Below are 25,713 nucleotides of genomic sequence, written 5' to 3'. Positions count from 1 at the left end.
AGCTATATCTTTTTACCTTGATAATTCTTTTTTGACTTCCTCTTTAATTATCCCACTTATATTCACGTTAAGATCCCCTACCCAAAAATCAGTCATAGTTTCAAGATCGTATAGATCCTCTATTACTTTTTTAATAGCAGCATTTATTTCTTCTTCATCAAATTCCTTTATAATAGGTCTAATCTTCACATACCCTGGAGAGCCTTTACCATAAATTCCTTTGCTTTTATTAATGCAGCCACCTGCACCAGATCTACTGCTTCTCAAACCACTTCCACACTCTACTGTTTCATACTTGATTTCACCATTTTCTATATATGCTATTTGATTGTCTTGTGTAGACTTCAGTTTATCTGCCTTTACAATTTTCTCCTCTAGCTTTAAATCTTGCTTATGAATTACTGTTTCCTCATAACCCTTACCACCGTATGTTCTATACTCACCTCCACCTGCAACAGTAATCAGTTGCTGGCAATGTTGCTTCTGCGAATTGCACATTTCTATGAAAACAGGTCCCCCGTCCTTATCTGAGAGGTTACTTTCCTGGTTACCCCCTCCCTCTGTGACTTGCACCTTAATTATAGGATAATTAGGATCGATTTTCAGTTTAGCTTTAATATAATCTCCTGGCATCCCTACTCTGCTTTCAGTAGAATGGCATTTTTGATTGTCACAGCCACTACCTTGTATATGACCTGCTTCACCACTTCCCCACGCTTCTATTTTAATACGATCAAATTTTATTGATAAGTCATCTGTATAAACATCTTTATTTTTATGATCATAGGATTTTTCATTATTTTTTTCAAGATCTGGTTTCTTATTTTTCAGATGTTCCTTGATTATCTCTTTTAATTTTTCTTTTAATTTCTTTTTGAGACCTTCTAAATCGAACCTACACAATTTATCAGCGTAAAAGACCTCTGTTCTGTTTGTTTTAATTGGTGCTTCTTGTTGCGTGACAACGCCATTTGCATCTTGTGAAATCTTTGTATAAAAAGATTGAGTGTTTTCTTTATCTACATATCGTGTTGAACGGCTGCATGTTCCATTAAAGCAGATGCAACCATCATCACCTTGATTACATTTTTCTCTATGCTCTACATCCGTCAATTTGTATACTACTTTCAGTCCTTTACTAGATTTAAATGTATCGTCTATCTCATCATTTCTTTTTACACAGTAACTGCATTTTCCCTTTTCCTGCTTATTTTCATCAGGGAAGAAAACATACCCTTGTTTATTGAATATTATTTTATCTAACTCACTCTGATCTCTGTTTAAGAGATCGGCTCTTTTATTTTCCTTGCTTGGAAGATAATAGAACTGATTTGATTCCTTGGAGTAAACAGCATTGTATTTAGTATATCTTGTTCCCATTAATTTTAGTGGTATTATTTTATTTTCTCTTTTAAGAACAAACTCCTCTGGTTCTGGCTGCCATCCAGAAAGACAAAGCATTTTACTGTTAGAATTTCCTTTATACTTTACTTCTATTTCCGGCTGCCCAGAGTTATTAAATTCACATTGAATAGATTTGTCTTTTAACTTTTTCTCAAAATCATTAAAACTATAAAAACTTCCGCCTTTAGAACATTTAATTTGCACATCAGGAACATAGCCATATTCTTTCAGAACTTTAAATTGTTGCGGATTACTTTCTAATATACCTTCTATAATATTATCAATATTACTATCAGTTGTTTTTGCTACTATTGCTGGTTTTACTACTTTTAAAGATAGGGGGCCAATATTTACAGCGGTATTAACATTAAAAGTACATAAACCATCACTGTAGGTTCCACGTGCTTCATAAGTACAAGTGCTCTCGCTCATCTTCATTCTTATCTTTAACGTGTCACTCTGCTTTCCAGACGTGTTACTTTGTACTATTTCTACTACTTCAGGCTCTGGAGCAGGTGGTGCAGGGAAACAGCGGACGAACTGTGGATTTTTTTTGTCTATACTTTGAGTTCCATGGTATTCAGCGCAGAGCTGGCCCTTTTTTCTATAGGTTTTGAAGTAGTACGTGATGCCATCTTTGTCTAAAATAGAGCGCCACTCAGCTTTATTTTCTCCATACCCTTTAGGGAAATCTAATTCTTTTCCAATCTTTCCGTCTTCTTCTATTAGATCACCAGCTATTACCTTAACTTTAGGGTTGAAGTAATCATTATCTTTATCTGTTATAGGAACAATTCTAACTTGTGGAAGCGACATTGCAAGTTGCTCACAAAATGGAGGAGGACCAGGTGCAAGTGGAACAGGAGCACATTTTATTTCTGTTTGATAGCAAGTATCACAAACGTTTTCCATATTGCCTGGGCGGAAAATATTATATCCTGAAAATGCTTTAGCACCCCATGCAGAAGCACCACTCATACAAGCACCTTTTTGCATGCAAGCACATATCTTAGGAGAATTAGCAAATTTCTCTTTTTCTTCATCAGTTAGACCATCTGCCCATTTCCATTTAAAACCTTCTCCCATTTTTGCACCAATGGATGTCTTATTTCCTTCCCAATCAATGAAAGTCATTGCAGAAACACCAGCACCGGAAGCTTGAGTTGTGCCATTGCCATATATTATTTTACATGAAGTTCCACTATATAATTCATAGCAATACTCCGGATAATTCTCTCCACCCTTACTGCATACCTTAATTTTCGGATTGAAATAACCATCAATGCCTTGATCTTTTATAGCTATAACTTGGATCTCTTTACGCCATCCTGTCCATCCAAATGTTGAAGAAACTTCAGTATTACTTTTCGCATTCCATGGGCAATCAGCAGACCCTTGATATGAAAGACCAAATATCAATAAGAATATCAATAAGAAATTAAGCTTTACACTTCTCATAAAACACCGGTAACCACTCATTAACTTCTTCTCCTTTTTCTTTTATTGCCTCATACATATACTTTATAGTCTCTTTGTTAGCTGAAAGTACATGTATTTCTTGCATATCCTTCAAATCCAGATTTAAGGTTACTAATCCTTTGTACTGTTTTATCAAAAATAAACCTTCCTGTGTTGGCGTCTGCAGAATTATATTCAGCTCCTCTTTCGATAGAGAAAATGCCTTCATGTATAATCTATTTGCATTGACGTTCGGCATCAAGATTCTTGTATCAACATGTTTATCTAAATATTGAGTAAATTTGCTAGCAAATGCGAGATTTAAATTCTCAGTACTTAGGATTACTACAACATTTAGTTCCGTCATTCTTTGCATCCAGTTATCAAACTCTTTCTCTGTAGGAAAAATATTACTTATCTCCCATGCTTCATCCAAAACAAGTATTGCAGGCGAGCCATCACATTTTGCCTCAAAAGAATATAAAAAATAGTAAAGTATCACGGACATACATTCCTTTTGTTTTGTAAGGTTTGCGGTGTTGAGAGATATAATTTTTGTTTCCCAGTCAATATCTGATTCATCACCATCTTGAAATAAGTAAGCAAAGTCACCATCGTCACACCATCTACTTATCTTACCCCCAAGGAGCAAGAGCACCTCAGAAATTTGTGAAATAGAACGTGATTCCTTGGGTATAGCAAATATAGAATCCACAATTTTTCTTATCTTTTCTTCTACGTCCACCAAGCTCGTATCGGCTACCATTCTTCTGATCAGTTCAACCAACATATTGCGATTGGAAGCACTATCTTCAATGTTTAGTGGATTAAATTTTAGGCTTTTGTCCTTATATTTTGGATCGATTATGTAATATTTACCACTCACTGCTTTAGTAAAAATTATTGATTTTCCAGTGTTATCCAATATGACAATTCTTGGGTTAAACTTTCTTGATTCTGATAATAGAAAATTAATGAGTGAAGTTCTGCCTGAATTTGGAGCTCCGAGTATCGTAGTATGGCCATTATTTCTTTTTCCATGAAAATTAAAGAAGTAAGGATTTCCTTTTTTTGAGAAAAAAATCATTACCGCTTCTTTCCACCTTCTTCCTTTTAATGTACCTGACGTAAAATCGTGCAGCATAGCAAAGCTGCAAGCGTATTTTGTTAAGATATTTTTCGGTTGCGTAATAAAAGCAAAATTGCCTGGAAGTTGTGCCCAAAAATGACTTTCCATATGTAAATCAGTTCTAAACATCATGAAGCCAACTAATGACATTATAGAAGATAAATCACTAATACTTTCAGCTAACTTATTCCTATCATCTGCAAATATTGTAAAAATAATTTTCTGTTGGCAGAAGTCTATACTAGAGGTCTTTTCAAGCTCTATTATTTCTTCAATTCCTGAGCTTTTAAGTAAGGTATTATCCTCACTAATTTGCAGCATGTTGATTTGTTTTTTAAATTCTTTTATTGCTTTGTTATTACTAGTAAATATCATTATTTCTGTAATGATAAATTCAGATTCAAGCTGCAAGCATCTATCTATATTACCTAAAGAGATTTCCCGGTATTCTTTTATGCTGAAAATAGAGCCAAATTTCTGTTGATTTTCAAATATTGTTTGAAACGTATTGAAACCAAAAGCTATTTTAAAATTTCTAATATATTGCGACAGGTCCCTTTCATGTATTGGATAATCTTTGTGCGTTAATGTAACAATATAGTGGAGAAATTCTATCATTTCAGAATATATTTTACCTTCACTAAACCTTAGACTCAGTTTTTTAGCTCCAAAAGGTCCTAAATCATTTTGAATTACGTCAGTTATCTTTTGCAACTCCTGATGGCTTTCTTGTAAAGACAACTTATGCTTATTCTTTATTCTATTGAAAAAAAACGAATTATTAGTATGCTTGCCAAAATCGCTAAACAATATTACAATGTATAGTTCATTTATATACTGTAATTTACTATCAGTTAGTTTATTAAACCACGTTGAATGTAGGTTGTCAGAGAAGTCTTCAGTTTTATTCCATTTCAAGCTCAGTTTATTGCGCTTTCTAACGGTATGAATCCAAACGGTAAAACACAGGCTATTAATATTTTTTGATATGCTTTTTCTAATTTCAGTTCTGAGGTCGCTGTAGTTATCAACAGAAGAATAATCTTCTAACTTGATTATTTTTAACAATTCTCCCTGTTTTGTTAGTATGGTTTCTTCATCGTAATGACAAGCATAAGGAACAAAATCTAAATCAATGCTTTCTAGTAATGCTAAGTTGTTCTTTTTTTTAAGCTTAGAGTTAACTGTTGGTACTTTTAACTGCATATGCGTATTCAATAAAGATAATTAAAAAAGATAAAAATACTATCTTAATTTTTATCTTTTTTTTCGCTATCGGATTGTAATTTTATATCTTTTGCAAAGTTAAATTTTTCTTTTAAGTAGTCTGTTGCCTTTTCTGTACTACCGAACATCAGGACCAGTACACCAAACATTATCATAAAAAAGATTAGACCTCTGAACACTACTGCAAGTATCACTGCAGCTATACACAACCCTATGATTGTTGAAGGACTCATATTTTCTACAGTATCTTTAACTGAAAATGAAGAAATAAAATTTTTTACCGTTTCTTGTATACCCTTTAATTCATCACTCGCCGAACTTGCTTCGCTAGAATATGATGCAAAAATGAAACTTAATAAGGCTATAAAAACCAAAACTTTATTCAATTGAATGCGCATCAACTAAACACCTTTTAAACATTCCTCAAATATAACAACTTTTATATCAATAGGCAAGAACTGAATTCACTTATCCACTACAAGTAACACATATTTAATTTTTACCGCTGCGAACATGCTGTAAGCTCTTATCATCAACAAGAGGACTCACATTAATGGATGTTAATTTACTTGATAGGAAGTTTGAATGCAATTCAGCTACTGCTGCTATAGCAAGCACTGCAACCATAGCAAGTAGTCCTGCTCCTATCAATCCTGATGTCATTGCTCCTGCAACAATGCACCCTATTGTGGAGAGAGCACAACCTGCTACAAGTGCAACGTGAAGATTTCTGTTATTGGGTTGGTTTTTAAGTAGGATATCTTTCTTAACTTGATCTGGATTTGCTTGACCATCTGAGTTTTCATTTTCTTGCATTTTTGGCTCTTTTTTTACAGTCTGCTCTGGCTGCACTTGAGTCTCGTTTTCTTTTGGGGATTCCAAATTTGATTCTAATAACTCAGTTTTTTCTCCACCCTCTGGTTGTAAGCCATTATCTCCTTCAACAGAGCTCAATGTTGAGTTTAAACTTTCCTCAGATGAAGTGCTTGTTACTAAAGTTAAACTGCTCCTTCTGCTACTTACTGGTGATTTCAAACTTTCTTTACTCGTTCTAGGTGAGTCTATTCCACTATCTGAGTCATTGCCACTACTGAGTTTAGAAGTTTTCTTCTCCTCTATTTCTTTCACAACCTTGCTATATTTTTCAAACACTTCCTCTGCAACATCTGAATTACTAAATATTTTATTATCACCACTTTTTTTCTCAGCTACATTCAAGGGTGTTTCTTGTGTGTTGTTTTGCTCTTCAATATGTTTTAGCTGCATTTGATCTTCAATATTTTCTTCAACAGCATTTGGTATTGAGCTTACACTGCTGCTCCTGTTAGTAATATCCAAAATTGTTTTTACTATTTTTCCTCTTATTGTTTGTGGTCTTTGTGATTGTTCTCTTTCATTGTTAAATACTGTAGGTACAGCTAGTTCTTCTGATTTTATTACTTCATCTTTCAATGCAGGAAGAAAGTTTTCGATATAATACTTATAATGTTTTTGATATTCCTCTTGTTTTTCTGGTGATTTTTCTAATTGTTCTCTCAGCGATTTTTCTAATTCAGTTAATACCTCAGGACTAGCTCCTTCCTTGAACAACTCTATGCATTTTTTGATAGTTCCATCTCCCTTTTGTGGGCTTCCATATTTATGATTTTCTTTTGTTACCTTTTTGTATATAGTGTCGTGCAATTGTTGGTTAATATCTTTTTTAGAACTTAGCATAGACTCCTCCATACATAACAAAATGTATAGATACCTCTTTAGCGTTAATTTTACATTAAAACTGGGCAATTATGCCATATTATAAATAATTGCGGCAACTTGCTTATTGGAAGGTCGCTTAACTATTTGCTTTCTGGGCTTTCTACTTCTACAGATTTGCTATTAATATGATTCTTTGCTTGTTGAACTAACATATCCACTACTTCTTTTACAGGCTTTTCCTTATCAACCATGCCAACACTTTGGCCAGCCATTAAAGATCCCGTTTCAACATCTCCATCAATTACTGCTCTTCTTAAAGCTCCAGCCCAGAATTTTTCTATTTCAAGCTGCCCATCTTCTTTTGAGATCTGTCCCTTTTGGTATTCATCAATAACTTCTTTTTGACGCTTCATGAAGTCATCACTTGCTTTGTTGGCTATAGCTCTTACAGGAATTACAGGAAAATCAGCACTTATCTGTACAGAAGGTATTGCATTACGTGCGGCCGATTTAATAAACACTTCCTTGAAATTTTTGTGGGCAATTGACTCATTAGTGCAGACAAATAATGTACCTATTTGACAGCCACTTGCTCCCATTTCCAGGTAATTAATTATCATTTCACCTCTTCCTATTCCACCTGCAACAAACACTGGTATTTGTTCATTTTTAAAATGAGGCAATATCTCTTGTGCAAGAACAGAAGTGCTAACTGGACCTATATGCCCACCTGCTTCCATTCCTTCTATTATTAATGCATCTACTCCCATTTTTACTAACCTTTTCGCAAGGCTTAATGCTGGTGCAAAGCACATAACTTTAATGCCTGCACCCTTGATTTTTTCTATATTAGGCTTTGTTGGCAGTCCACCGGCAAGCACTATATGGCTCACTTTCGTTTCAATACACACATCTATCAACTCACTCAACTTTGGGTGCATAGTAATTAGATTTACACCAAATGGCTTGTTAGTTAATTGCTGCGTCTCTATGATTTCTTTTTTTAGCAAGTCTGGAAACATTGCACCACATGCAATCACACCAAAACCACCAGCGTTTGAGATTGCTGAGACCAAGTTTCTCTCTGAAACCCAGCTCATAGCACCACCCATTATAGCAAACTCACTGCCAAGAAAATCTGTTCCTTTTTTCCAGAGGCTACTTAACATATAACCTATATCATACGTTTAAAAATGTTTTGCTTATCTATAAATGTGTGCTTCAAAGCGCCAAGTATATGTAAGATTATAAAGAGTACCATAAAATATGCAAGCATCGAATGTAGCTCATTAGCCGTGTTAGCTAGGTCTTTGTTTTGATTAATCAACAAAGGGATATGAAAAAAATATTTGATCTGTTTGCCAGAAGCAGAAGACATGACATAGCCAGATAGTGGCATTAGCACCATCAAAGAATATAAACCAAAGTGTACTGCTTTACTTATATTGATTACAAACCGAGAAAAATTTGCTGGAAGTGGTGGAACATAAGTAAAGACGCGAAAAAATATGCGTACTATGATTAATCCAAGAATAGTGATACCGCAAGCCTTATGAATAGCGTATATGTTGAACTTAATTTCATTGCTAAGTGGCAGGCTTTTCATATAAAGTCCAGAACAAAGCATACCGATAATAAAAACAGCCATCAACCAATGGATAACCCTTAAACCTAGGCTATATTTATCGTCTTCCATTTTGATTACCCTAAAGTAGCATTTATATAATAGAAAAACTATTTTTCAATCAAAATTATTAAAGCAATTTAGATTTACCGACAATGTAGCTATACAAATTCGACCCAGCCGAGAGTCAAGTAGCAGGCACTGGCATCTAAGTCATAGAAACGGATCAAATGCAAAACTTACTTGACACCCTTCGCCAGCCCCCTTATCATGAAACTGAAGCTATTTATTTATCTTCTCTGTACAGATTAAATGACAAAAAAACTCAACGTATCTGGCGTCTCATGTTTAATTTTTTGCACTATGTGCACTCTATGTCTTTATCAAATTTCTAGGTTTTTACCTATACAAGCTGAAATACGCTTATAAAGCATTTAAAACATCAAAAAACGCCAACTTAAAAAATGGATAGTGAATAATTAGCTACCCTAGGGTTTCTTTTGCCTTTTTTTCTGTTTAGTAAATTTCTTAAACATTTATGACTAAAGGTTAGTTGCATTAAAAAGCAGCTAAATCGCGGTTATTAAGCGTTTAGAATAAAAAAACGCCATACTTGAAAGTATAATGTAAGTAATTAGCCAACCACGGGGCTTCTTTTGCCTTTTTTTCTGTTTAGTAAATTTCTTAAATATTTATGGCTAAACGACAATCGTCATCCCGCTACGTGTTAGCGGGATCTCTTGTTAGCGCCGCGGCGGTATGACGGTTCGTGGCAGCGTGACGATAAGCTCGTCATCCCGCTGCTTGTTAGCGGGATCTCTTGTTAGCGCCGCGGCGGTATGACGGTTCGTGATGGCATGACGATAAGGTTCCAGTGTCAAGCGTTTGGCATGCAAATTTCCTTAAACGTTCGTAAGCTTAAAACTTTACTTTAGATCAAACTGCTGTATAGTGACTTTATAGCTTCAATTTTGTAATGAACATACCTAGTATAGAAAATTGTGATCTTCACAATAAAGCCGTCTTACTTAGAGTTGACTTCAATGTTCCTATAAAAGATGGAGAAATTCGTGATGTCACTCGTATTTTGAGAGCATTGCCTACTATTCAGTATTTAGTGAATGCGAGTGCAAAGATTATTATTATATCACATTTTGGACGCCCAAAGGCCAGAGACAATAATCTGTCGCTAAAAAATGTAATTGACACTTTATCGCAGTTACTAAATAAAAAAGTGAAATTCATTGACGATTGCGTTGGTGAAAAAGTACAAAAAGCAGTAAGTGTTATGGATGCAGGAGATATAATATTACTAGAGAATCTAAGATTTTATAAAGAGGAAGAGCAAAGTGACTCAAATTTTGCCAAACAACTAGCATCTCTAGCGGATATATATGTAAATGATGCATTTTCTTGCTCTCACAGAGCTCACGCTTCTATTTCACGCATTACAGAATTTTTACCCTCTTATGCAGGGTTTTGCTTGCAAGATGAGCTAAAGTATCTTGAAAAAGCTGTATCGTTTAAAGCTAAACCTATTACTGCGATAGTTGGGGGAGCTAAAATATCAACTAAAATAAAAGTGCTTATGAAGCTAACAGAAAAGGTTAATTACCTAGTTCTAGGTGGTGCAATAGCCAATAATTTTTTGTCATTTAGCAAAGTAAATATAGGGAAATCTTTCTTTCAAAATGGTGTTGACGACCTTCTACATAATATTGTTGAAACAGCAAATAAAAACAATTGCAAAATAGTTGTGCCAGAAGACGTTCTGGTTGCAGTAAACTCTGATTACAGCACTAGTATTTCAAGAAGAACTGAGTCCATTTTGGACGGTGATATAATTTTGGATATCGGACCACAAACTTTGAGTACAATAAGCAGTATAATAGCAAGCAGTAAGACTCTGCTGTGGAATGGACCTATTGGTGTTTTTGAACATTCAGCTTTTGCAAGCGGTACAATAGGGATAATGAAAGTCGTAAGTGACTTAACGCACAAAGGAAAGTTAACCAGCATAATAGGGGGAGGCGATAGTCTATCTGCAATAAGCGCTGCAGGCCTTACCGATAAGGATTTTACATATGTTTCCACTGGTGGAGGAGCATTTTTAGATTGGTTAAGTGGCGATGAAATGCCGGGAGTTGCTGCTCTGCAAAAACGATTAGATTAAAACTTTTTTAAATTATTTCTTATAGGCTAGCTTTTTTGTGAACGTGATTATGTCGAAGACAGTTAAACTAATTTTGTGTTTAATAATACCAATAATAGGATTTATTTTTTATATTAAGGATCATTATTTTCACACCGGCTATGTAGAAGAAAATGTTGAAGTCAATTTTGAACCATTTTTCAGTTCACAACCAGCCACCGTTTCAGAATTAACTGACTTCGATAGAGGAGTGTTGAAAGTTTGTGGAGATTGGGGAGCACATCCAGATAAAGAAGATTTCAAAATTTTACTTAGTTGTCCGCAGCATCAAGAAGTAGTGAAAGGAATATATAAGTGATTACGCCAGATGCGGATTTGGAGTTACTTAAAGATGAACTGGCTAACATTTGGTTTACAAATAGTGGAAGTGAAAAAGAAACTATAGGGTTTGGACATATTTTTTGTGGTGAGCCAAACGATAAATTAGGTGGTATGCATTTTGTAGGTAGATATGTTGAAGCTCAAGAGGATAAATGGGCAGTTGGAATCCTGTGCAATGAATCAGATATTAAGCCGCCGGTTTATACATTTGGAATGAAATATTTGGGTAAGGATGGGGAAGTGAAAGTTAAATGCCCAAATGGATACGCATATAACCTTCATGCCGATAATTTCTGCAACTAAGGCGTTTAAGGAATTAGGAAAAGATGGAATGTGTCTATATGAAATGGAAGATGACAATTATCAATCAGTGTTTGTAAGAAAGAATGATGCTATACTCACGTTCTATCCTGACTTAACACCAAAATGTGATGATAAGAGTACTTATTGTAGTTGCGGTAAATCTTAATTTCAAAACCAATAGGGTGAACAAATGATAAAAATGCTATAGGGTGTAGCAAATCCAAATGAGTTAAAATTTTGATTAAAGGGTTTTGTGAATAATAATGAAGAAGGGCATTATTCGTCTAATAAAAGCAATTCAATACTCTTGTGAAGGAATAAAATCAGCTTTTATATCAGAAATTGCGTTCAGACAGGAGTTACTGCTTTTTATAGTATGTGTCTCAATTTTGTTTGTTTTGGATGTAAGTAATCTAGAACGTGCAGTAATGATAAGCAGCCTATTCCTGGTGTTAATTGTGGAAATTGTTAACACTGCTTTTGAAACGACAATTGAGCGTATTTCCAGTGAACAACACATACTTTCAAAAAAGGTGAAAGATCTAGGTAGTGCAGCAGTTTTTCTTTCATTAATTAACTTCCTGATAACATGGATGATAATATTGATAGGTTAATACGAATGTTATTAAGATATGTTGTCAAACTCACCAATTAAAGTTTTTATATCTTGCGGTAAATCAGAGACAAATTCCATGTATCCCTTACTTTTGGGGTGATATAAGCCCAGTGTATAAGCATGTAGTGCTTGTCTATTGAAATTACGAATGAAACTAGAGTTTTTAGCATATTTTGTGCTTTTACTACTATTTTTTCCATAAACTTGATCACCAACTATGGAATGTCCTATGTGGCTCATGTGGACTCGAATTTGGTGCGTTCTACCTGTTTCTAAAGTGCATTTAACGAGGCTTGCTTGTCCTATAACTTTCTCTACTGAGTAATGAGTGATTGCTAATTTGCCCGTTGTTTTTGTAACACACATCATTTCTTTATTACCACGCTTTGGAGCAATGTTAGTTTCTATAGTTCCCTGCTGAGAAGATAATGTTCCCCAAACTACTGCTAAGTATTCCCGCTTTATTTTGCGATTCGATAACAATTCAGACAAAAAACTATGGGCTGCTTCATTTTTTGCAATTACCATTAGCCCACTAGTATCTTTATCGAGTCTATGAACAATTCCTGGTCTTACATTAAGGTGAGCGATAACTGCGTTCAAAAGCGTATCATTGTTTGTCCCAGCACCTGGGTGCACTGTTAATCCACTTTGTTTACTCAGAACTATAATGTCCTCATCTTCATAGACGATATCAAGTTTTATGTCATAATTAGGCTCAATTGATGTGGATATGTCAGGTTGAACGAGATGTACTATATACTCTTCACCTGGTTTTACTATGTGATCATTATTAATTATCGGTATGCCAAGTAATTTCACCTGCTCATTTTGTATCAATCTTTGCGCTTTGCTGCGTGATATGTTGCATTTTTCAGCTATATAGGTGTCTAACCTTAATTTCTCTTTATCATTATTAACACTTAAGGTTATTATTGAGTGATCTATAGTGATTTACCCCGCGCCATTTCCCATGCTGCTTGAACATTTGGGTCTGTAAACATTGTTGCACTAGACTCAATTTGCAGATCACCTTGTTTTTTAATATGGCAAATTGTTTGAGAGCCATCTTTCCAGTAGATTGTAACTTTATTATCAAAATCTCGTAATGTTGCCTCAACCTTTTTTTCTTTATTATCTTTTTCTTCCAGCTTAATAGATTCTAATAAATAATATAGAAAGTCACTTGGTTTGCCGTTGATTTTTTCTTTCCATTCATCTGTTTTTTCTTGTTCAGATTTTTTTTGCTCTAACTTTTCCTTCTTTTGCTGCAGCTTATTTTGTTCTGCTTCCAGCTCTAACTTTCTAACTGTGTCACGTAGTTCTTTGACTTTATTTTCTAATACTAATAATTTATTAGTATTATTTCCATTGTTAGCTTCTAAATCAGGCGTACTTGGTTGAGCTTGCTTCTTTTTTATTTCTTCTAATTCATTCCTTACTACGTTTAATTGCTCCTTCAATTCCGTTTTTTCCTCTTCTGTATCCTCTTTTAACTTTTTTAGCATGCTAAGGAACTCGTTATTATTAGACTGCGTAGTTGATTGAAGCCAGCCTACAAAGCGGCTTGGTTCAAATCGTTCAATTTTATCTTCAGCAATTTTAATAGCATTCTCTAACCTAGAAAAAGTACCTTCAATATCTAGTGAATGTGCTTTTTTTGTCAATTCTTTAGTGTTGTTTAAAACTTCTGAAATTTCTGCATGTAGCCAATCTAAATCTTTTTTGATGTCTTCTCTGATTTTTTTTAGGTGATCAAGCGTTTCTTTAATGTTAATATTTGCAGGCTTTAAAAGACTATTATCAAGTAAATCGCAAGCTTTTTTAAGGTTACTGTCAAATGAGTTGCAAAGCGGACTAAGTAGTTTTTTCATTAGAGATATTAGTTCATTTTCCCTTTTACCAAGCTTATTTTCTACTACTGATACAACCATGCCCTTTCCAGACCAGTATGGAAATAGAAGACCTAAAGAACTGTGTTTTCTAATAGTATGATTTTCATGATCCACGCTATTACTTATTAGATTGCTAAGTGTTGATATGATGCATAAAAGAATAGCGACTAATAAAGCTATTAATATTATTGGAGCATTAATGGATTGTGATATTGCTGAAACTACTATAATAGTACCAAATACATATGATCCAGTAAACAAGAGAATCCTATTTCTATTTTCTGCTTCTATATCTTCTAGTATTTCTCTCTGCGTCTTAGAAATTGGTAAAACTATTGAAAGCTTTTCCCCCTTTTTATCTAAATTTGTTACAATTTCAATTTTTTTAGCTTCTTGAGCAATCTGGCTGTACTGTTCATCAACTTGATAGTTTCCTATTTTTTTATCTATTTCATTCTCTTTTATTTTTTGTGTATTTATAAAGTTTATAACAGCAGTAAATAAGAGAACTATAAGAGGAATAAAGGCAAGAGGTGCTGGCGTGAACGCAAACCCAGCAATACTTACTGTAACAGGCTGAATAGAAAAGGCAGTAAATGCTATAAGAGTAGCAATGGTACTTGCTATCGATATAGTACCAGAATACTTTCTTATAGAGCTCAAAATTCTACTGGGCTGGTCAGAAAGTTTTCTAAATCCTAAAAAATCAAAATAGTCTTTGAAAGGATCTTGAGTGTCTGTAACCATAACATTTTTCTAGTTTAAACTTATTTAGGTATACATTAACCAAACCTTAAAATCAAGTTTCTTAATTTTTCAACATGTGCCAAGGCCTATTGGAGCGCACTGTATTAATCTTTACGTAACGATTTGTTAACCAAACAGAATGTGTGCCATACGTTTCTAGATCAGCATGTTTAATAATTTTAGCGTTGCAAGCTGAATAGTCAAACTCACTTAATTGAATTGTTAAATCAACTTTATCACAATTTTCTGAAATATCTTCTTTTTTATAAGCTAGCAACACTGACTTATTATTTCCTTTATTATATATGCAGCCATAATCGTTACACTTTAGCCTTTTATCTGAGTTATTGTATTTTTTATGATTCAAAATTTGGTTCTGCCCATTTTGCTTCGCCCATGTTTTGACAACAAAGTTCCTATTTTTCCTGGTGAGAGAATATAGTAAGTTATCACTTTCTTTTACAGCAACATTATCAGCATTTATCAAGATATCAGGAGTTCTATACATAGCACCAGAGAAAATACCCAGCACAATAAAGAAAATTCCGAAGAAACGCCAATTTCTTTCCCATAAGCATAGCCACAATAAACCAAGTGTTATTATAATAATTGATGAGGCAGGAAAAGTACGAATGGGAATAACCAAATATTGAAGACTAGCGATAGCGTTTGTTATATACAAAATGCTGTTAATTGGGCGCTCTATAAATGGCGCTATAATCCATTCAATACCTAAAGGAATCAATAAGACATAAATTATTCCAAGTGGAATAATAATTAATGTAACTATTGGTATAGCAACTAAATTTGTGATAATGCCACTAATTGAAAAATAATTAAAATTATATATCGTATACGGAACAGTTGCTAAACTTGCTATTACTGAGCTGATCATTATCGACACAAAATATTTCATTATTTTTATTTTGAATAATTTATTAGCATTAATTTGATAACTGGCAACCAGTGCCAAAACAGCAGAAAATGACATCTGAAAGCCTGGCTTTAAAATTGCTTCAGGTTCTATGATAAGTATCACTGCAGCAGCAAACGCAATTGCTATTAACCCTCGATATTTTCTCTCTATCATTATTGCAACGAGTACTAAAATCACCATGATGTAGGCACGCTGAGCAGAAATTTGCATACCGGTAATCAACAAATAAAACGTGGTTGGCAAGATAGTAAGGAATGCAGATATTTTCTTGGTGTTATACTTAAGAGTCAAAGTTTCAGATATTGCGAATAAATTACGAAACACTACAAAAAACAGACCAGCAACGAATGATAAATGCAAACCAGATATGGCAAACAAATGTGCTATACCTGAATCTCGTATCGCGTCCATAGTTTTTTGATCTATGCCATCTTTTTTACCGATCAGTAATGCAGAGATTATATCCGCATGTGGTTTCTTGATATTTTGCTGCAGGTTTTCATAAATGTATTGACGGAAAGATTCTATATATTCTTGAAATTTCCTTGCTTCAGCCTTTTTGTGCAGGGCTATTTTGCTTGTTGCAAAGCCTGTTGCACTTATTTTCTGGTAATATGCTATTCTTGCAAAATCGTATGCATACTCCGAGGGCGCAATCTTTAGAGGGAAGAGTTTTGCTGATAATTTTACTTGATCGCCTATTTTAATGCCTTTTTCCACTTTGGTTCTAACTGATATTCTGATGTTATCTAGAGCTCTATCCGGTGTCATTCCAGCGCGTGACGCTGGAATCCATATCTTTTTTTTCTGGATCCCAGTATCAAGTACTGGGATGACAAAAGGGGGCACTGGGATAACAGGAGAGGATTTTGAGATAGTAGGGGATTTTTCAACAGAAAGCAGAAATTGTTTATATGAGCCCCTGTCGTTAATATCCTTCACTGTGGCAACGATATCTTTTACATATCTCTCTTTATCAAGAATTTGAGTATCAACTAAAGCTGTTCTTAATTTACTAGCTGTAAATCCTATGAGCACTGCAATTAAAGCGATACACAATATCGCGTACCTTTTATACAATATTGCAATCAAAATTAGTGTGGGTAAAAGCAAAAGAAAAATAGATATGCAGCTTGGTTCAAAACTTAGGGAAAAATAGGTTAGAATTCCTACACACTGAAAAACAGGAAACCACAGTATCAAGTTATATTGTTCATTGCGCAGATTGTTACGTATATAACTAACTATTATGTCAAGAAAAGTTAATAAGTGTGTCGATATTTGCATGTGGTGAAATTTTATTTTTCTTTTTTCATTATTTGTATATATAATAACTAAATAAGCAACGACGCGGGATGGAGCAGCTCGGTAGCTCGTCAGGCTCATAACCTGAAGGTCGTAGGTTCAAATCCTACTCCCGCAACCATTTTTAAGGATATAGTTGTTCCACTTTCCAATCGCTTCCCTCAACAAGAGTGTATCTAAATCTAATATGCTTCCTATATTCACCTTCTTGCCAAAATTCAATTACTTTTGGGATTACGCAAAATCCCACCCAAAAGTCAGGACGAGAAACTTGTGTATTGTGAAATTCTTTTTCCTTTAATTTTATAGCTTGCTCAAAATCTTGCCAATCTTTCAGAATGCTCGATTGTTTTGAGCACCATGCGCTAATTTGACTATCACGTGCTCGAGAAGAGAAATATTCATCAGCTTTTTTACTGTTTAGGAGTTTAACCTCTCCTTCAATTCTTACCTGCCTAGAAAATTCTATCCAGTGAAACACTAATGCAGCTTTAGGGTTCTCGGTCAATTCTTTTCCTTTTCTACTATTTATGTTAGTGAAGAACACAAAACCTTCTTTACTATATTCCTTTAGTAATACTACTCTTGCAGATGGAATGCAGTCTTTGCTACACGTTGCTAGCGTCATTGCAGTTGGTTCTCTATATGACGAATTGAGTACTTCTTTATACCACTTTGAAAATAAATCAATCGGATCTTTTTCAGATGAAAATATCATATCAAAAAATAAAATCTTAATTCTGGCACGCGTTGCAAAAATAAGTGCTACGGCCATTTTGTCGTATAAGTGTTATGATATTATTGCAAATCTTGCAAGGTTTTTGAACTTTACCATATACGTAAAAGTTATTTTGAAAGTATCCAGCAGATCCAGATGGCTGTGCATAATCTTTCAGTGTTGAGCCGCCTGCAGCAATTGCATCACTCAGAGTATTTTTTATTTCAGCAGCAAGTTTTTCGTACTCTCTATAGGTCAAGTTTTTTGCTGGCCTGAGTGGTGATATGCGGGCTCTAAACAAGCTCTCAGAAGCATATATGTTGCCTACGCCAACTATTAATTTATTGTCCATTAATGCTGATTTGATATTTGCTTTTTTGTTTTTCAGCAACTCCTGTAAATAGTCTCCACTGAATTCATCCGTGAGGGGCTCTATTCCGAAATCGTCAAAAAAATTTATTTCCTGTTCTTTATTTAAAACAATAACTAATCCAAATCTTCTTGGGTCATTAAAAATTATTGAAGTATTGTCAGAAAACAAAAACACTACGTGATCATGTTTATTCTGCGCTTGATCGTGTTCAGCATATATAAGCTTTCCACTCATGCCAAGATGTATGATTACAGCCATACTACCATCTGTATTCCAGATCGTATACTTACCTCTACGCTTGATGTTGCGTATGACTTTGCCCTTTAGCATATCATCAATATTTTTTGTTATTGGGGCACGTAAATTCCAATTATTAACTATAACATTACTAATTTGCTTGTTTTTAATTTTATCAAGCAAGAAGTTAGATATGACTTCCACTTCCGGTAGTTCTGGCATCTTGTCTACTCTGTTGCTGTTTTTTTCTTTTCAAAATGTTTTGCTTTAAAGCTTTCGCTAATCTTTTTTTCTCCTCTTCTTTTTCTTTATTCCTTTTTGTATTATTCATTATCATAATACATAAGCCTGCCGTTGTAGCTCAGGTGGTAGAGTACGTCATTGGTAATGACGAGGTCCCAAGTTCGAGTCTTGGTAACGGCACACTGATTACACTTATAATATTGCATAACTTGTAAGCAAGGCTTAGAAGAAAGTTACAGAGGTAAGTTGTCATGCTTTTTCCATATCCTTTCTACCTTCTTGTTTTTGAGTAGCTCTAATGCTTTACAAAAGTGATACCTTGTTTTACTTGGTACTATAATGTCATCAATGTATCCATGTGATGCAGCAAAAAATGGATTAGCAAATTTCTCTTTATATTCTTTGATTAACGTTTGCTGGTCTTTTTCATGCCTAAATATAATTTCAACTGCACTTTCAGGGCCCATCACAGCTATTTCAGCAGTTGGCCAGGCATAATTTATATCACCTTTTAGATGTTTCGAATTCATAACAATGTATGCACCACCATACGCTTTTCTAGTGATAAGGCTAATTTTTGGCACGGTCGCTTCAGCGTAAGCGTAAAGCAGTTTCGCTCCGTGTTGTATTATATTATTGTATTCTTGATTTGTACCTGGCAGAAATCCTGGAACATCAATAAGTGTGATGATGGGAATGTTAAATGCGTCACAAAACCTTACAAACCTTGCAGCTTTTCTTGAAGAATCAATATCCAAACATCCTGCAAGGTGCATAGGTTGATTTGCAACAATACCGACAGTATTTCCTCCAATTCTACCAAAACCAGTTATGATATTACGAGCAAAATCAGGCTTCAGTTCAAAGAAATTCCTCTCATCGCACACCTTTTCAATGAGTTCATACATATCATAAGGAGTATTAGGATTGGTAGGAATTAGAGTGTTTAAGGATTCATCAATGTCGTCAACATCATTACAGATTGGTGCAGATTTTGGTGATTCTTGATTATTTGCTGGTAAGAAAGTAAAGAATTCACGCATTTTTAGCAGCATTTCAACATCATTATTGAATGCAAAATCCGCTACTCCTGTTTTGCTTGTATGAATTTTTGCTCCACCGAGGTCTTCGAAACTTACATCTTCGTAGGTAACCTTTTTTACTACATCTGGCCCGGTTATAAACATATATGAACTGTTTTTCACCATGAAAGTAAAGTCAGTTAATGCTGGGGAATAAACTGCACCTCCTGCACATGGGCCCATAATTAAAGAAATTTGTGGTATAACACCCGATGCATTTACGTTTCTTTGAAAAATTTCTCCATAACCAGCAAGAGAATTTACTCCTTCCTGAATTCTGGCTCCACCAGAATCATTTAGTCCGATAATTGGAACTCTGGCATTAATTGCCATATCCATAATTTTGCATATTTTTTTTGCATGTGACGCACCAAGTGAACCACCAAAGACAGTAAAATCCTGAGAATAAACAAAAACTTTTCTGCCATAAATAGTACCATGACCAATCACTACCCCATCACCTAAAAAATTAGCATTTTGCATGCCAAAATCATTTGCATGATGTTTTACGAATTTATCGTATTCTGCAAAAGAACTTTCATCGAGCAATATACTGAGCCTTTCTCTAGCAGTTAATTTCCCTTTTTCATGTTGTTTGGTAATCCTGTCAGAACCGCCTCCTTTTTCAGCTTCTAGTGCTTTGGTTTTTAGATTTTCTAGTATTTTAAAGTCTTGCATACAATAAAGTAGTTTTCAAATTAGTTGTAGACTTTATTAAGTTTACAAACCCTACTAACTATACACATACACTATTGCTATATGCAACAGTGTATGTGTATAACAATTATTAAAACTTTTTCAACCTCGATTTCGGTCACTACTCTGTAAACTTTTGACATTGCTCTGAAGCTGCTGAACATTAGCATTGTCTACAGAAGAAAGAGGAGATTTGTTTTGCACAAAACTTTTAGCAGCTTCAACAACCTTGCTTATATGTGGTTCTTTTTCTAGCTCTTTTAGGTACTTTGAGAAGATTTCACAACTTTTGTCATCCATATGTACCATTATTTTACCAAAACTTTCAGCTTTTTCAGAAGATAAGGTCATCACAATCTTTTCACTGTTGCTTATTGGAAAAGTCATCTGGAATCTGCCCTTCATGTCACGATATTGTCTATTTTGTGTTCGGATTACGTTACCTTCTCCAATCTGTAATGCTCCATCTAAATTTTGAAATTCTGGATTACTCAGAAATTTTGCAGGAGTTATAACACTTTCTTCTGGACACTGTACACAATAAAATTTATTATCTCTTTCTACTACAATTTCTTTTTTTTTGTCATTTTCAATACTATCACTTACAATTTGTTTTAGACGTGACAAATATTCGCCGCGTTCTTTCAGTATATCTTCTGGCAATAATCTCCGAACTTCTTGGCTCACATCAGTGCCTGTTGAAACTAGATTAAACATTTCTAACATAAGAGGCCGTAGTTTTTCTTTTCCAGTCTCAGTAACATTTTTATCTTGCTCCATGAGGTGGTATAAGATCAGTATCGAATAATCTATTATTGATGACTTTTTTCTCCTTGGAATACATCAACACTAAACATGACCTTGTGCTTTTTTGCATCGTCTATAGATTTTTGAAGTCTCTTTGCTATGTTTTCGATAGCTTCATCATTAGGTAAGTGTTCAGGCAATGGCATCAACTTAAGGAAAAATATCAGCGATAGTGTATAAAATTTCTCTCTAAATTTTTTATCATTAAATTATCCAAAGAGTGCAAGGGACAGCACTTTTGTTTCTGTTTTATTGCAACAAAAAAGTTTAAAATGTGTCTTTTTTAGGTGAAACATGCAAAAAGGAAAAAACCTTATTCTACAAATTAAAAATGCAATATACTCGAAAACTTTTCAGAAAATCCATTGTGTTGAGTTTTACACGAACAAGCTTTTTCGACAGTATTTTCTATGATTTTAAAGTTAGTTAAAAAAAGTTTGGGAATAGAATGTGAACTTATGGAGCCATTGACATGTACCCTCAAAGCAAGCTTTTTCTAAAGCAAGATATAAGATTTGCCATACAGGCTTTCAAGAATTTAAGCATCCAAACAGCCTATCAGGATGAACCTGAGTTGGAGAGGCTATAGACTTATTGCAGCAGATGGTTCTGGTATGAGATTACCCAGCTCTGGGGAAATTGTATCCGAGTTTGAACCAAATGGAACAACAGGCACCATTGGCAATTTGTTTGTTGATTTGTGTACTTCATTGATTTGCAGTGCTCGTCTTGCAGCTTGGAATATAGGTGAACAAACGTTGGCGGCAGAGCAATTACCCGAAGTTATCACTCAAATGCGTTTATTAAATCAAGAGAAATTATTATTTATCTATGATCGTCTTCAGTAAAATTCATTCAGCAGCATTATGATTTGGAAGTAGATTTTATTTTTCGCTTGCAAAAAAGAAATTATAGTAAGCTATGGGAACGCTGGCGAATTAGATTTTGATTTTATATTAGAAAATGAAAAGCTAAAAAATAAAATGAAAGGACAGAAAGTAAGAGTTATAGTGCTGACATTAGCCAACTGAGAAACAGAGTTTTTGACCGAGACTTTGGAGCAAAGCTTATGTGTTAAGGTGGCACATAGAGGAAACGACTCAAAGTAGGAGCAGAGTTAGAGAATTTTTCTGGAGAGGCTGTATTACAAGAATTTTGGGCAAACTTGGTCATGTGCAATATATTATCGCTTCATATGTGTGATGCACAATGGCCTTGGAACCCAGATCAAATTACTGAGTATCGTTTAAATTTTTCAATTTTATTTGGTGTAATGAGGCAGAAACTCTATCAGGTACTTATTGCGCCAAAAAACTTTCAAGCCCTTTTTAAGTATACGCGCTAAAGTTAAAATCCGACCGGGACAGCCGCAATAAAGTAGATAAGCCTAAACGCCATCATGTCTTTAGGAGAGTTTGCTAATGAAAGTTCTTAAGTTGACGCCATTGGCTGTTCCGATTCGTTATATGACATAAGAGCATCATATATTTCATGCAATGTATTTGAGATGTTTTTTTCCATATGTTGATTAATATGCCCATATATTGTCGTCTCTTCCGAATACTCTGTATCTTTATGTATATGATTTTGTTGCTTTAATTCTTCTCTATCTACACTCTCTATTTGCTCTGACACTAGCATAACTACCCCATATTTTACATAACGAAATAAAAAAATTCTAACTGTAGTATGCTTATATAATCTACAAAGTCAATAGTTAAATTGAAAAGTTTCGGTTATAATTTACTTCATATAGAACATGCCCTTGAATTATGCTAAAAATCGCCATAGTAGGCCTACCAAATGCTGGAAAATCGACCCTATTCAACAGATTAGTAGGAAGAAAAGCAGCAGTAGTGAGTAATATTCCAGGGGTGACGAGGGATAGACGTGAGGGAATAGGGAGAATTAGCGATTTGGAGTTTAAAGTTATAGATACAGGAGGATGGAACGACCAAACTAGTTTTTCACTACAAGTTATTGAACAAATCGAATTTTCTTTATTGAGTACAAATATAATTTTCTTTCTTGTTGATGCAAAAGTGCAAAATGAGCAAAACAAAGAATTTGCAAAGTGGCTGAAGAGAAAAATAAATAAACCTGTGATACTGATAGCAAATAAATGCGAGAGTCATAAGTCTGAAAATGTTGATTATTTGCAGTTTTTTGATTTTATAGGCCCGGTATACATCTCTGCCGAACATAATCTTGGTATGGTTGATCTTTATGATGCGTTGGCTAGTGTTATTGAAAATATCAGTGCAAATAGTCCTCCTTTCGGTGTCATTCCAGTGCTTGACACTGGAATCCAGAAAAAAAATAATATGGATCCCAGTGTCAAGCACTGGGATGACAATAAGAGCTCTAATGAGTCCGGTAAATTAAGAATTTCGATAATCGGTCGCCCAAACGTAGGCAAGTCAACTTTTTTAAATGGTTTACTTGCAGAAAACAGACTAATAACAAGTTCAGAGCCAGGTACCACACGTGATTCTGTGGATATTACATATGATCATGATGGAGAGTTAATTACTCTTATTGATACTGCAGGAATTCGAAGAAAGGCTAATGTTACAGATGAATTAGAATCAAGATTTGTTGAGAAAAGCTTAGAATCAATCAAGCGCTCTCATGTGGTAGTTTTAATGCTAGACTCCCTAATTGGTATTGAGCAACAGGATTTATCAATTGGTGAAGCTGCAATTAAGGGAGGGAAAGGGATTATTGTTGTTTTAAATAAGTGGGATTTAATAGGTAAGGATGACAGAAGTAAATTAATAAAATTTGTAAAACAGCAAGAAGTAACCAGGTTATTCTTGGAAGTGCCAACTATAACAGTTTCTGCGTTGAAAGGCATGCGCTGCGGTGATGTGATAGATAAGTGTCTTGAAGTGAGTGAATCCTTGAACAAGAAGATCAGCACTGCAAAACTGAATAAGTGGCTCATGGATGCTGTAGGAAAACATTCTCACCCGCTTGTAAAAGGCAAAGCAGTTAAAATGAAGTATATTGCTCAAATTGGTACTAAACCTCCAGCTTTTTCTTTGATATGTAACATACCTGAAAGTGTTGATGAAAGTTACAAACGCTATTTAATTAACGATCTCAGAAAAAATTTCTTTGCAGACGGTGTGCCAGTTAGATTGCTTTTGAAAAAAAATAAAAATCCCTATGTAAAATGAATACTCTGCTTTATACTTTCAGGGATAATTTACTTAAAGTTATGTGTAATAATTCCAGAATTCCTGCAATCTTTCTGCTGTCGAGTGCCGCTGCTCTAATTTTTGCATATGTGCTAGAATATTTTTTCAACATGCTGCCATGCAAGTTATGTACATACGAGCGAATAGTTTACTATATCGCCGGATTACTTGCAGTAGCGTGCATGCTTAAAGACAACAAAATTCTAATCTATGCAATGTTTTGCAGCTACCTCATAGGTGCAGTAATATCTTTTTATCATATAGGTCTTGAACTCCACTTATTTCATGATGTTTTAGGTTGTACAGAGCAAGCAAGTGGTAACGTTAGTATAGAAGAGCTCAGAAATAATCTACTAAATCCTAATTACTCTCCATCTTGTGACAGACCTCATTACGTTCTAGGTGTTTCCTTAGCAACATGGAATCTAATTTATCTCATAGTAGCTCTGTTCGTATCAGGTAAGGTGTATTGTGGAGAAAGAAAGAAATCTAAATAATTTAAGGTACAGCAACAATCAGTTCTTGCAACAGGCAATTAGAGTAGATCACGCTGGAGAATATGGAGCTATTTGCATTTATTCTGGTCAAAAATTTATTCTTAAGAAATCTTCTATAATCAATGAAATAATTGAAATGGAAGAGCAGGAAAAAAAGCATTTTCACTATTTTAATGAGAAAATCAAAGAGCAAAAAGTTCGTCCTACTGTTTTGTTGCCTGTTTGGCGTGTTTTAGGAGTGTCGCTTGGCGTTGCAACTGCCATTATGGGCAAAAAAGCTGCTATGGCTTGCACTGCTGCAGTTGAAGAAGTTATCGGGGAGCACTACAAAGAGCAAGTTTCACATTTAGAAGATGGGGAATTAAGAGAAACTATAAGTAAATTTCGCGACGAGGAGTTAGAGCACAAAGATATTGCAATTCAGCACAATGCTGAAAGCGCATTTGGCTACAACATCTTATCATCATTCATAAAAACAGGCTGCAAAACTGCTATTTACTTGTCTAAGTTAATTTAACTAAGCAGCTTTCTTAAAGTGTTTTAAATGTTCTGATAACAACAGAAACCAGGAAGGAATTCAAGTGTAACAATTATTTTATAACTATATTTACATATCACCATTATTAATAAATAATTAGTATTTGTAAATTAAATACATCTAAAGTATAGACTGCAAAGGAGGCAAAAGTGCGTTTTAATTTAGAAGAGGGAAATGCTCTTATGTAATACCTGCCACAGGTTCACAACTGTACGAACATTCATTTTTGAAGGTAAATTGCACAGCAAATGGTGTCATTCCAGTCTGGAATCCAGAAATTTTGCTTAATAACTGAGCTGATAAGCTAAAGGTAATTGTCTTACACTAAAACAAACGTTTTTAATTAAGTTGCATAGAACCAGTGTCTGGACACTGGGATGACACCCCACTGGTGGTCCAAACTACAACGTTCGTACAGTTGTGGATTCCAGACTGGGATGACA

Annotated in this window: 20 protein-coding genes, 2 tRNA genes and 2 pseudogenes; 9 read left to right on the top strand and 15 right to left on the bottom strand. The window is 34.6% G+C overall.

Features of this window, described 5'->3' with window-relative positions; translation table 11 throughout:
• Nucleotides 1–12: 12 nt before the first annotated feature.
• The 6 genes from OOK89_RS00680 to OOK89_RS00655 form a co-directional block, all read right to left on the bottom strand.
• Nucleotides 13–2,862 carry a hypothetical protein gene (locus OOK89_RS00680; protein WP_264719052.1) on the bottom strand — a complete coding sequence of 950 codons (2,850 nt, stop codon included), beginning with the start codon at nt 2,860–2,862 and terminating at the stop codon, nt 13–15.
• Nucleotides 2,843–5,197 carry a VirB4 family type IV secretion/conjugal transfer ATPase gene (locus tag OOK89_RS00675; protein WP_010082026.1) on the bottom strand — a complete coding sequence of 785 codons (2,355 nt, stop codon included), beginning with the start codon at nt 5,195–5,197 and terminating at the stop codon, nt 2,843–2,845. The genes OOK89_RS00680 and OOK89_RS00675 overlap by 20 nt, the downstream gene beginning before the upstream one ends.
• A gap of 44 nt (nt 5,198–5,241) precedes the next feature.
• Complete coding sequence (locus OOK89_RS00670; RefSeq protein ID WP_022626145.1) at nt 5,242–5,616, bottom strand: hypothetical protein; 375 nt, start codon at nt 5,614–5,616, stop codon at nt 5,242–5,244.
• Nucleotides 5,617–5,710: 94 nt separating this feature from the next.
• A complete protein-coding gene (locus OOK89_RS00665; protein WP_264719051.1) occupies nt 5,711–6,934 on the bottom strand; it encodes a hypothetical protein in 1,224 nt (407 codons plus the stop codon).
• A 122-nt stretch (nt 6,935–7,056) separates the two neighbouring features.
• Nucleotides 7,057–8,085 carry an NAD(P)H-dependent flavin oxidoreductase gene (locus OOK89_RS00660; protein ID WP_012673374.1) on the bottom strand — a complete coding sequence of 343 codons (1,029 nt, stop codon included), beginning with the start codon at nt 8,083–8,085 and terminating at the stop codon, nt 7,057–7,059.
• 5 nt (nt 8,086–8,090) lie between these two features.
• A complete protein-coding gene (locus OOK89_RS00655; RefSeq protein ID WP_010082022.1) occupies nt 8,091–8,612 on the bottom strand; it encodes a cytochrome b in 522 nt (173 codons plus the stop codon).
• Between the two features lie 904 nt (nt 8,613–9,516).
• On the opposite strand from OOK89_RS00655, the gene OOK89_RS00650 reads away from it, so the two are divergent.
• The 3 genes and pseudogenes from OOK89_RS00650 to OOK89_RS00630 all read left to right on the top strand — a co-directional run bounded on the left by OOK89_RS00650 (nt 9,517) and on the right by OOK89_RS00630 (nt 11,990).
• On the top strand, nt 9,517–10,713 hold the full coding sequence (locus OOK89_RS00650; RefSeq protein ID WP_264719050.1) for a phosphoglycerate kinase: 1,197 nt from the start codon (nt 9,517–9,519) through the stop codon (nt 10,711–10,713).
• Between the two features lie 49 nt (nt 10,714–10,762).
• Nucleotides 10,763–11,542, top strand: a pseudogene (locus tag OOK89_RS06565) (EndoU domain-containing protein).
• 97 nt (nt 11,543–11,639) lie between these two features.
• Nucleotides 11,640–11,990, top strand: a complete 351-nt coding sequence (locus OOK89_RS00630) for a diacylglycerol kinase (RefSeq protein WP_007549043.1) — start codon at nt 11,640–11,642, stop codon at nt 11,988–11,990.
• An 11-nt stretch (nt 11,991–12,001) separates the two neighbouring features.
• Here OOK89_RS00630 and OOK89_RS00625 read toward each other — a convergent pair whose 3' ends face one another.
• The 3 genes from OOK89_RS00625 to OOK89_RS00615 all read right to left on the bottom strand — a co-directional run bounded on the left by OOK89_RS00625 (nt 12,002) and on the right by OOK89_RS00615 (nt 16,858).
• On the bottom strand, nt 12,002–12,946 hold the full coding sequence (locus OOK89_RS00625; RefSeq protein ID WP_264719295.1) for an RluA family pseudouridine synthase: 945 nt from the start codon (nt 12,944–12,946) through the stop codon (nt 12,002–12,004).
• A complete protein-coding gene (locus tag OOK89_RS00620) occupies nt 12,937–14,634 on the bottom strand; it encodes a hypothetical protein (protein ID WP_264719049.1) in 1,698 nt (565 codons plus the stop codon). Before OOK89_RS00620 ends, OOK89_RS00625 begins: the two co-directional genes overlap by 10 nt.
• 61 nt (nt 14,635–14,695) lie before the next feature.
• Nucleotides 14,696–16,858 carry a ComEC/Rec2 family competence protein gene (locus OOK89_RS00615; RefSeq protein ID WP_264719048.1) on the bottom strand — a complete coding sequence of 721 codons (2,163 nt, stop codon included), beginning with the start codon at nt 16,856–16,858 and terminating at the stop codon, nt 14,696–14,698.
• 62 nt (nt 16,859–16,920) lie between these two features.
• Here OOK89_RS00615 and OOK89_RS00610 point away from each other — a divergent pair.
• Nucleotides 16,921–16,997 (top strand) — tRNA-Met (locus tag OOK89_RS00610).
• Between the two features lie 3 nt (nt 16,998–17,000).
• Here the strand turns inward: OOK89_RS00610 and pdxH are convergent.
• From pdxH to OOK89_RS00595, 3 genes are read right to left on the bottom strand one after another with little or no spacing between them, the layout of a single operon-like run.
• Nucleotides 17,001–17,594, bottom strand: coding sequence for a pyridoxamine 5'-phosphate oxidase (pdxH, locus tag OOK89_RS00605; RefSeq protein ID WP_012673369.1), 594 nt, complete (start codon nt 17,592–17,594; stop codon nt 17,001–17,003).
• 16 nt (nt 17,595–17,610) lie between these two features.
• Nucleotides 17,611–18,426 carry a bifunctional DNA-formamidopyrimidine glycosylase/DNA-(apurinic or apyrimidinic site) lyase gene (gene mutM, locus OOK89_RS00600; RefSeq protein ID WP_006280314.1) on the bottom strand — a complete coding sequence of 272 codons (816 nt, stop codon included), beginning with the start codon at nt 18,424–18,426 and terminating at the stop codon, nt 17,611–17,613.
• Nucleotides 18,392–18,535 (bottom strand): hypothetical protein, encoded by a 144-nt coding sequence (locus tag OOK89_RS00595; protein WP_162530961.1) that lies wholly within the window; start codon nt 18,533–18,535, stop codon nt 18,392–18,394. Before OOK89_RS00595 ends, mutM begins: the two co-directional genes overlap by 35 nt.
• A gap of 19 nt (nt 18,536–18,554) precedes the next feature.
• On the opposite strand from OOK89_RS00595, the gene OOK89_RS00590 reads away from it, so the two are divergent.
• Nucleotides 18,555–18,627: transfer RNA gene (locus OOK89_RS00590), tRNA-Thr, on the top strand.
• A 53-nt stretch (nt 18,628–18,680) separates the two neighbouring features.
• Here OOK89_RS00590 and OOK89_RS00585 read toward each other — a convergent pair.
• Together OOK89_RS00585 and OOK89_RS00580 are read right to left on the bottom strand one after the other, a co-directional pair.
• Nucleotides 18,681–20,207, bottom strand: coding sequence for an acyl-CoA carboxylase subunit beta (locus tag OOK89_RS00585; protein ID WP_007548724.1), 1,527 nt, complete (start codon nt 20,205–20,207; stop codon nt 18,681–18,683).
• Between the two features lie 120 nt (nt 20,208–20,327).
• Nucleotides 20,328–21,005, bottom strand: a complete 678-nt coding sequence (locus OOK89_RS00580; RefSeq protein WP_264719047.1) for a hypothetical protein — start codon at nt 21,003–21,005, stop codon at nt 20,328–20,330.
• A gap of 321 nt (nt 21,006–21,326) precedes the next feature.
• Here OOK89_RS00580 and OOK89_RS00575 point away from each other — a divergent pair.
• Nucleotides 21,327–22,454: pseudogene (locus OOK89_RS00575) on the top strand (transposase).
• 9 nt (nt 22,455–22,463) lie between these two features.
• On the opposite strand, the gene OOK89_RS00570 reads toward OOK89_RS00575, so the two are convergent.
• Nucleotides 22,464–22,673, bottom strand: a complete 210-nt coding sequence (locus tag OOK89_RS00570; RefSeq protein WP_010081834.1) for a hypothetical protein — start codon at nt 22,671–22,673, stop codon at nt 22,464–22,466.
• Nucleotides 22,674–22,804: 131 nt separating this feature from the next.
• On the opposite strand from OOK89_RS00570, the gene der reads away from it, so the two are divergent.
• Genes der through OOK89_RS00555 form a run of 3 tightly spaced genes read left to right on the top strand, consistent with a single transcriptional unit; the run spans nt 22,805 to nt 25,249 of the window.
• Complete coding sequence (gene der, locus OOK89_RS00565; RefSeq protein ID WP_264719046.1) at nt 22,805–24,214, top strand: ribosome biogenesis GTPase Der; 1,410 nt, start codon at nt 22,805–22,807, stop codon at nt 24,212–24,214.
• On the top strand, nt 24,211–24,732 hold the full coding sequence (locus tag OOK89_RS00560) for a disulfide bond formation protein B (RefSeq protein WP_015589379.1): 522 nt from the start codon (nt 24,211–24,213) through the stop codon (nt 24,730–24,732). Before der ends, OOK89_RS00560 begins: the two co-directional genes overlap by 4 nt.
• A complete protein-coding gene (locus tag OOK89_RS00555; RefSeq protein ID WP_006279362.1) occupies nt 24,707–25,249 on the top strand; it encodes a demethoxyubiquinone hydroxylase family protein in 543 nt (180 codons plus the stop codon). The genes OOK89_RS00560 and OOK89_RS00555 overlap by 26 nt, the downstream gene beginning before the upstream one ends.
• Nucleotides 25,250–25,713: the final 464 nt, after the last annotated feature.

Origin of the sequence: Wolbachia endosymbiont (group A) of Lasioglossum morio (assembly GCF_947250585.1) — a bacterium.
Taxonomy (GTDB): Bacteria; Pseudomonadota; Alphaproteobacteria; order Rickettsiales; family Anaplasmataceae; genus Wolbachia; species Wolbachia pipientis.
The sequence above is the reverse complement of the archived record's forward strand: the minus strand, read 5'-3'. Positions and strand labels throughout refer to the sequence as shown.

What these genes read in the sequence shown, in the direction of transcription:
- OOK89_RS00680 (WP_264719052.1), bottom strand. Translation starts at nt 2,862, where the DNA reads ATGAGAAGTGTAAAGCTTAATTTCTTATTGATATTCTTATTGATATTT.
- OOK89_RS00675 (WP_010082026.1), bottom strand. Translation starts at nt 5,197, where the DNA reads ATGCAGTTAAAAGTACCAACAGTTAACTCTAAGCTTAAAAAAAAGAAC.
- OOK89_RS00670 (WP_022626145.1), bottom strand. Translation starts at nt 5,616, where the DNA reads ATGCGCATTCAATTGAATAAAGTTTTGGTTTTTATAGCCTTATTAAGT.
- OOK89_RS00665 (WP_264719051.1), bottom strand. Translation starts at nt 6,934, where the DNA reads ATGCTAAGTTCTAAAAAAGATATTAACCAACAATTGCACGACACTATA.
- OOK89_RS00660 (WP_012673374.1), bottom strand. Translation starts at nt 8,085, where the DNA reads ATGTTAAGTAGCCTCTGGAAAAAAGGAACAGATTTTCTTGGCAGTGAG.
- OOK89_RS00655 (WP_010082022.1), bottom strand. Translation starts at nt 8,612, where the DNA reads ATGGAAGACGATAAATATAGCCTAGGTTTAAGGGTTATCCATTGGTTG.
- OOK89_RS00650 (WP_264719050.1), top strand. Translation starts at nt 9,517, where the DNA reads ATGAACATACCTAGTATAGAAAATTGTGATCTTCACAATAAAGCCGTC.
- OOK89_RS00630 (WP_007549043.1), top strand. Translation starts at nt 11,640, where the DNA reads ATGAAGAAGGGCATTATTCGTCTAATAAAAGCAATTCAATACTCTTGT.
- OOK89_RS00620 (WP_264719049.1), bottom strand. Translation starts at nt 14,634, where the DNA reads ATGGTTACAGACACTCAAGATCCTTTCAAAGACTATTTTGATTTTTTA.
- OOK89_RS00615 (WP_264719048.1), bottom strand. Translation starts at nt 16,858, where the DNA reads ATGCAAATATCGACACACTTATTAACTTTTCTTGACATAATAGTTAGT.
- pdxH (WP_012673369.1), bottom strand. Translation starts at nt 17,594, where the DNA reads ATGATATTTTCATCTGAAAAAGATCCGATTGATTTATTTTCAAAGTGG.
- mutM (WP_006280314.1), bottom strand. Translation starts at nt 18,426, where the DNA reads ATGCCAGAACTACCGGAAGTGGAAGTCATATCTAACTTCTTGCTTGAT.
- OOK89_RS00595 (WP_162530961.1), bottom strand. Translation starts at nt 18,535, where the DNA reads ATGAATAATACAAAAAGGAATAAAGAAAAAGAAGAGGAGAAAAAAAGA.
- OOK89_RS00585 (WP_007548724.1), bottom strand. Translation starts at nt 20,207, where the DNA reads ATGCAAGACTTTAAAATACTAGAAAATCTAAAAACCAAAGCACTAGAA.
- OOK89_RS00580 (WP_264719047.1), bottom strand. Translation starts at nt 21,005, where the DNA reads ATGGAGCAAGATAAAAATGTTACTGAGACTGGAAAAGAAAAACTACGG.
- OOK89_RS00570 (WP_010081834.1), bottom strand. Translation starts at nt 22,673, where the DNA reads ATGCTAGTGTCAGAGCAAATAGAGAGTGTAGATAGAGAAGAATTAAAG.
- der (WP_264719046.1), top strand. Translation starts at nt 22,805, where the DNA reads ATGCTAAAAATCGCCATAGTAGGCCTACCAAATGCTGGAAAATCGACC.
- OOK89_RS00560 (WP_015589379.1), top strand. Translation starts at nt 24,211, where the DNA reads ATGAATACTCTGCTTTATACTTTCAGGGATAATTTACTTAAAGTTATG.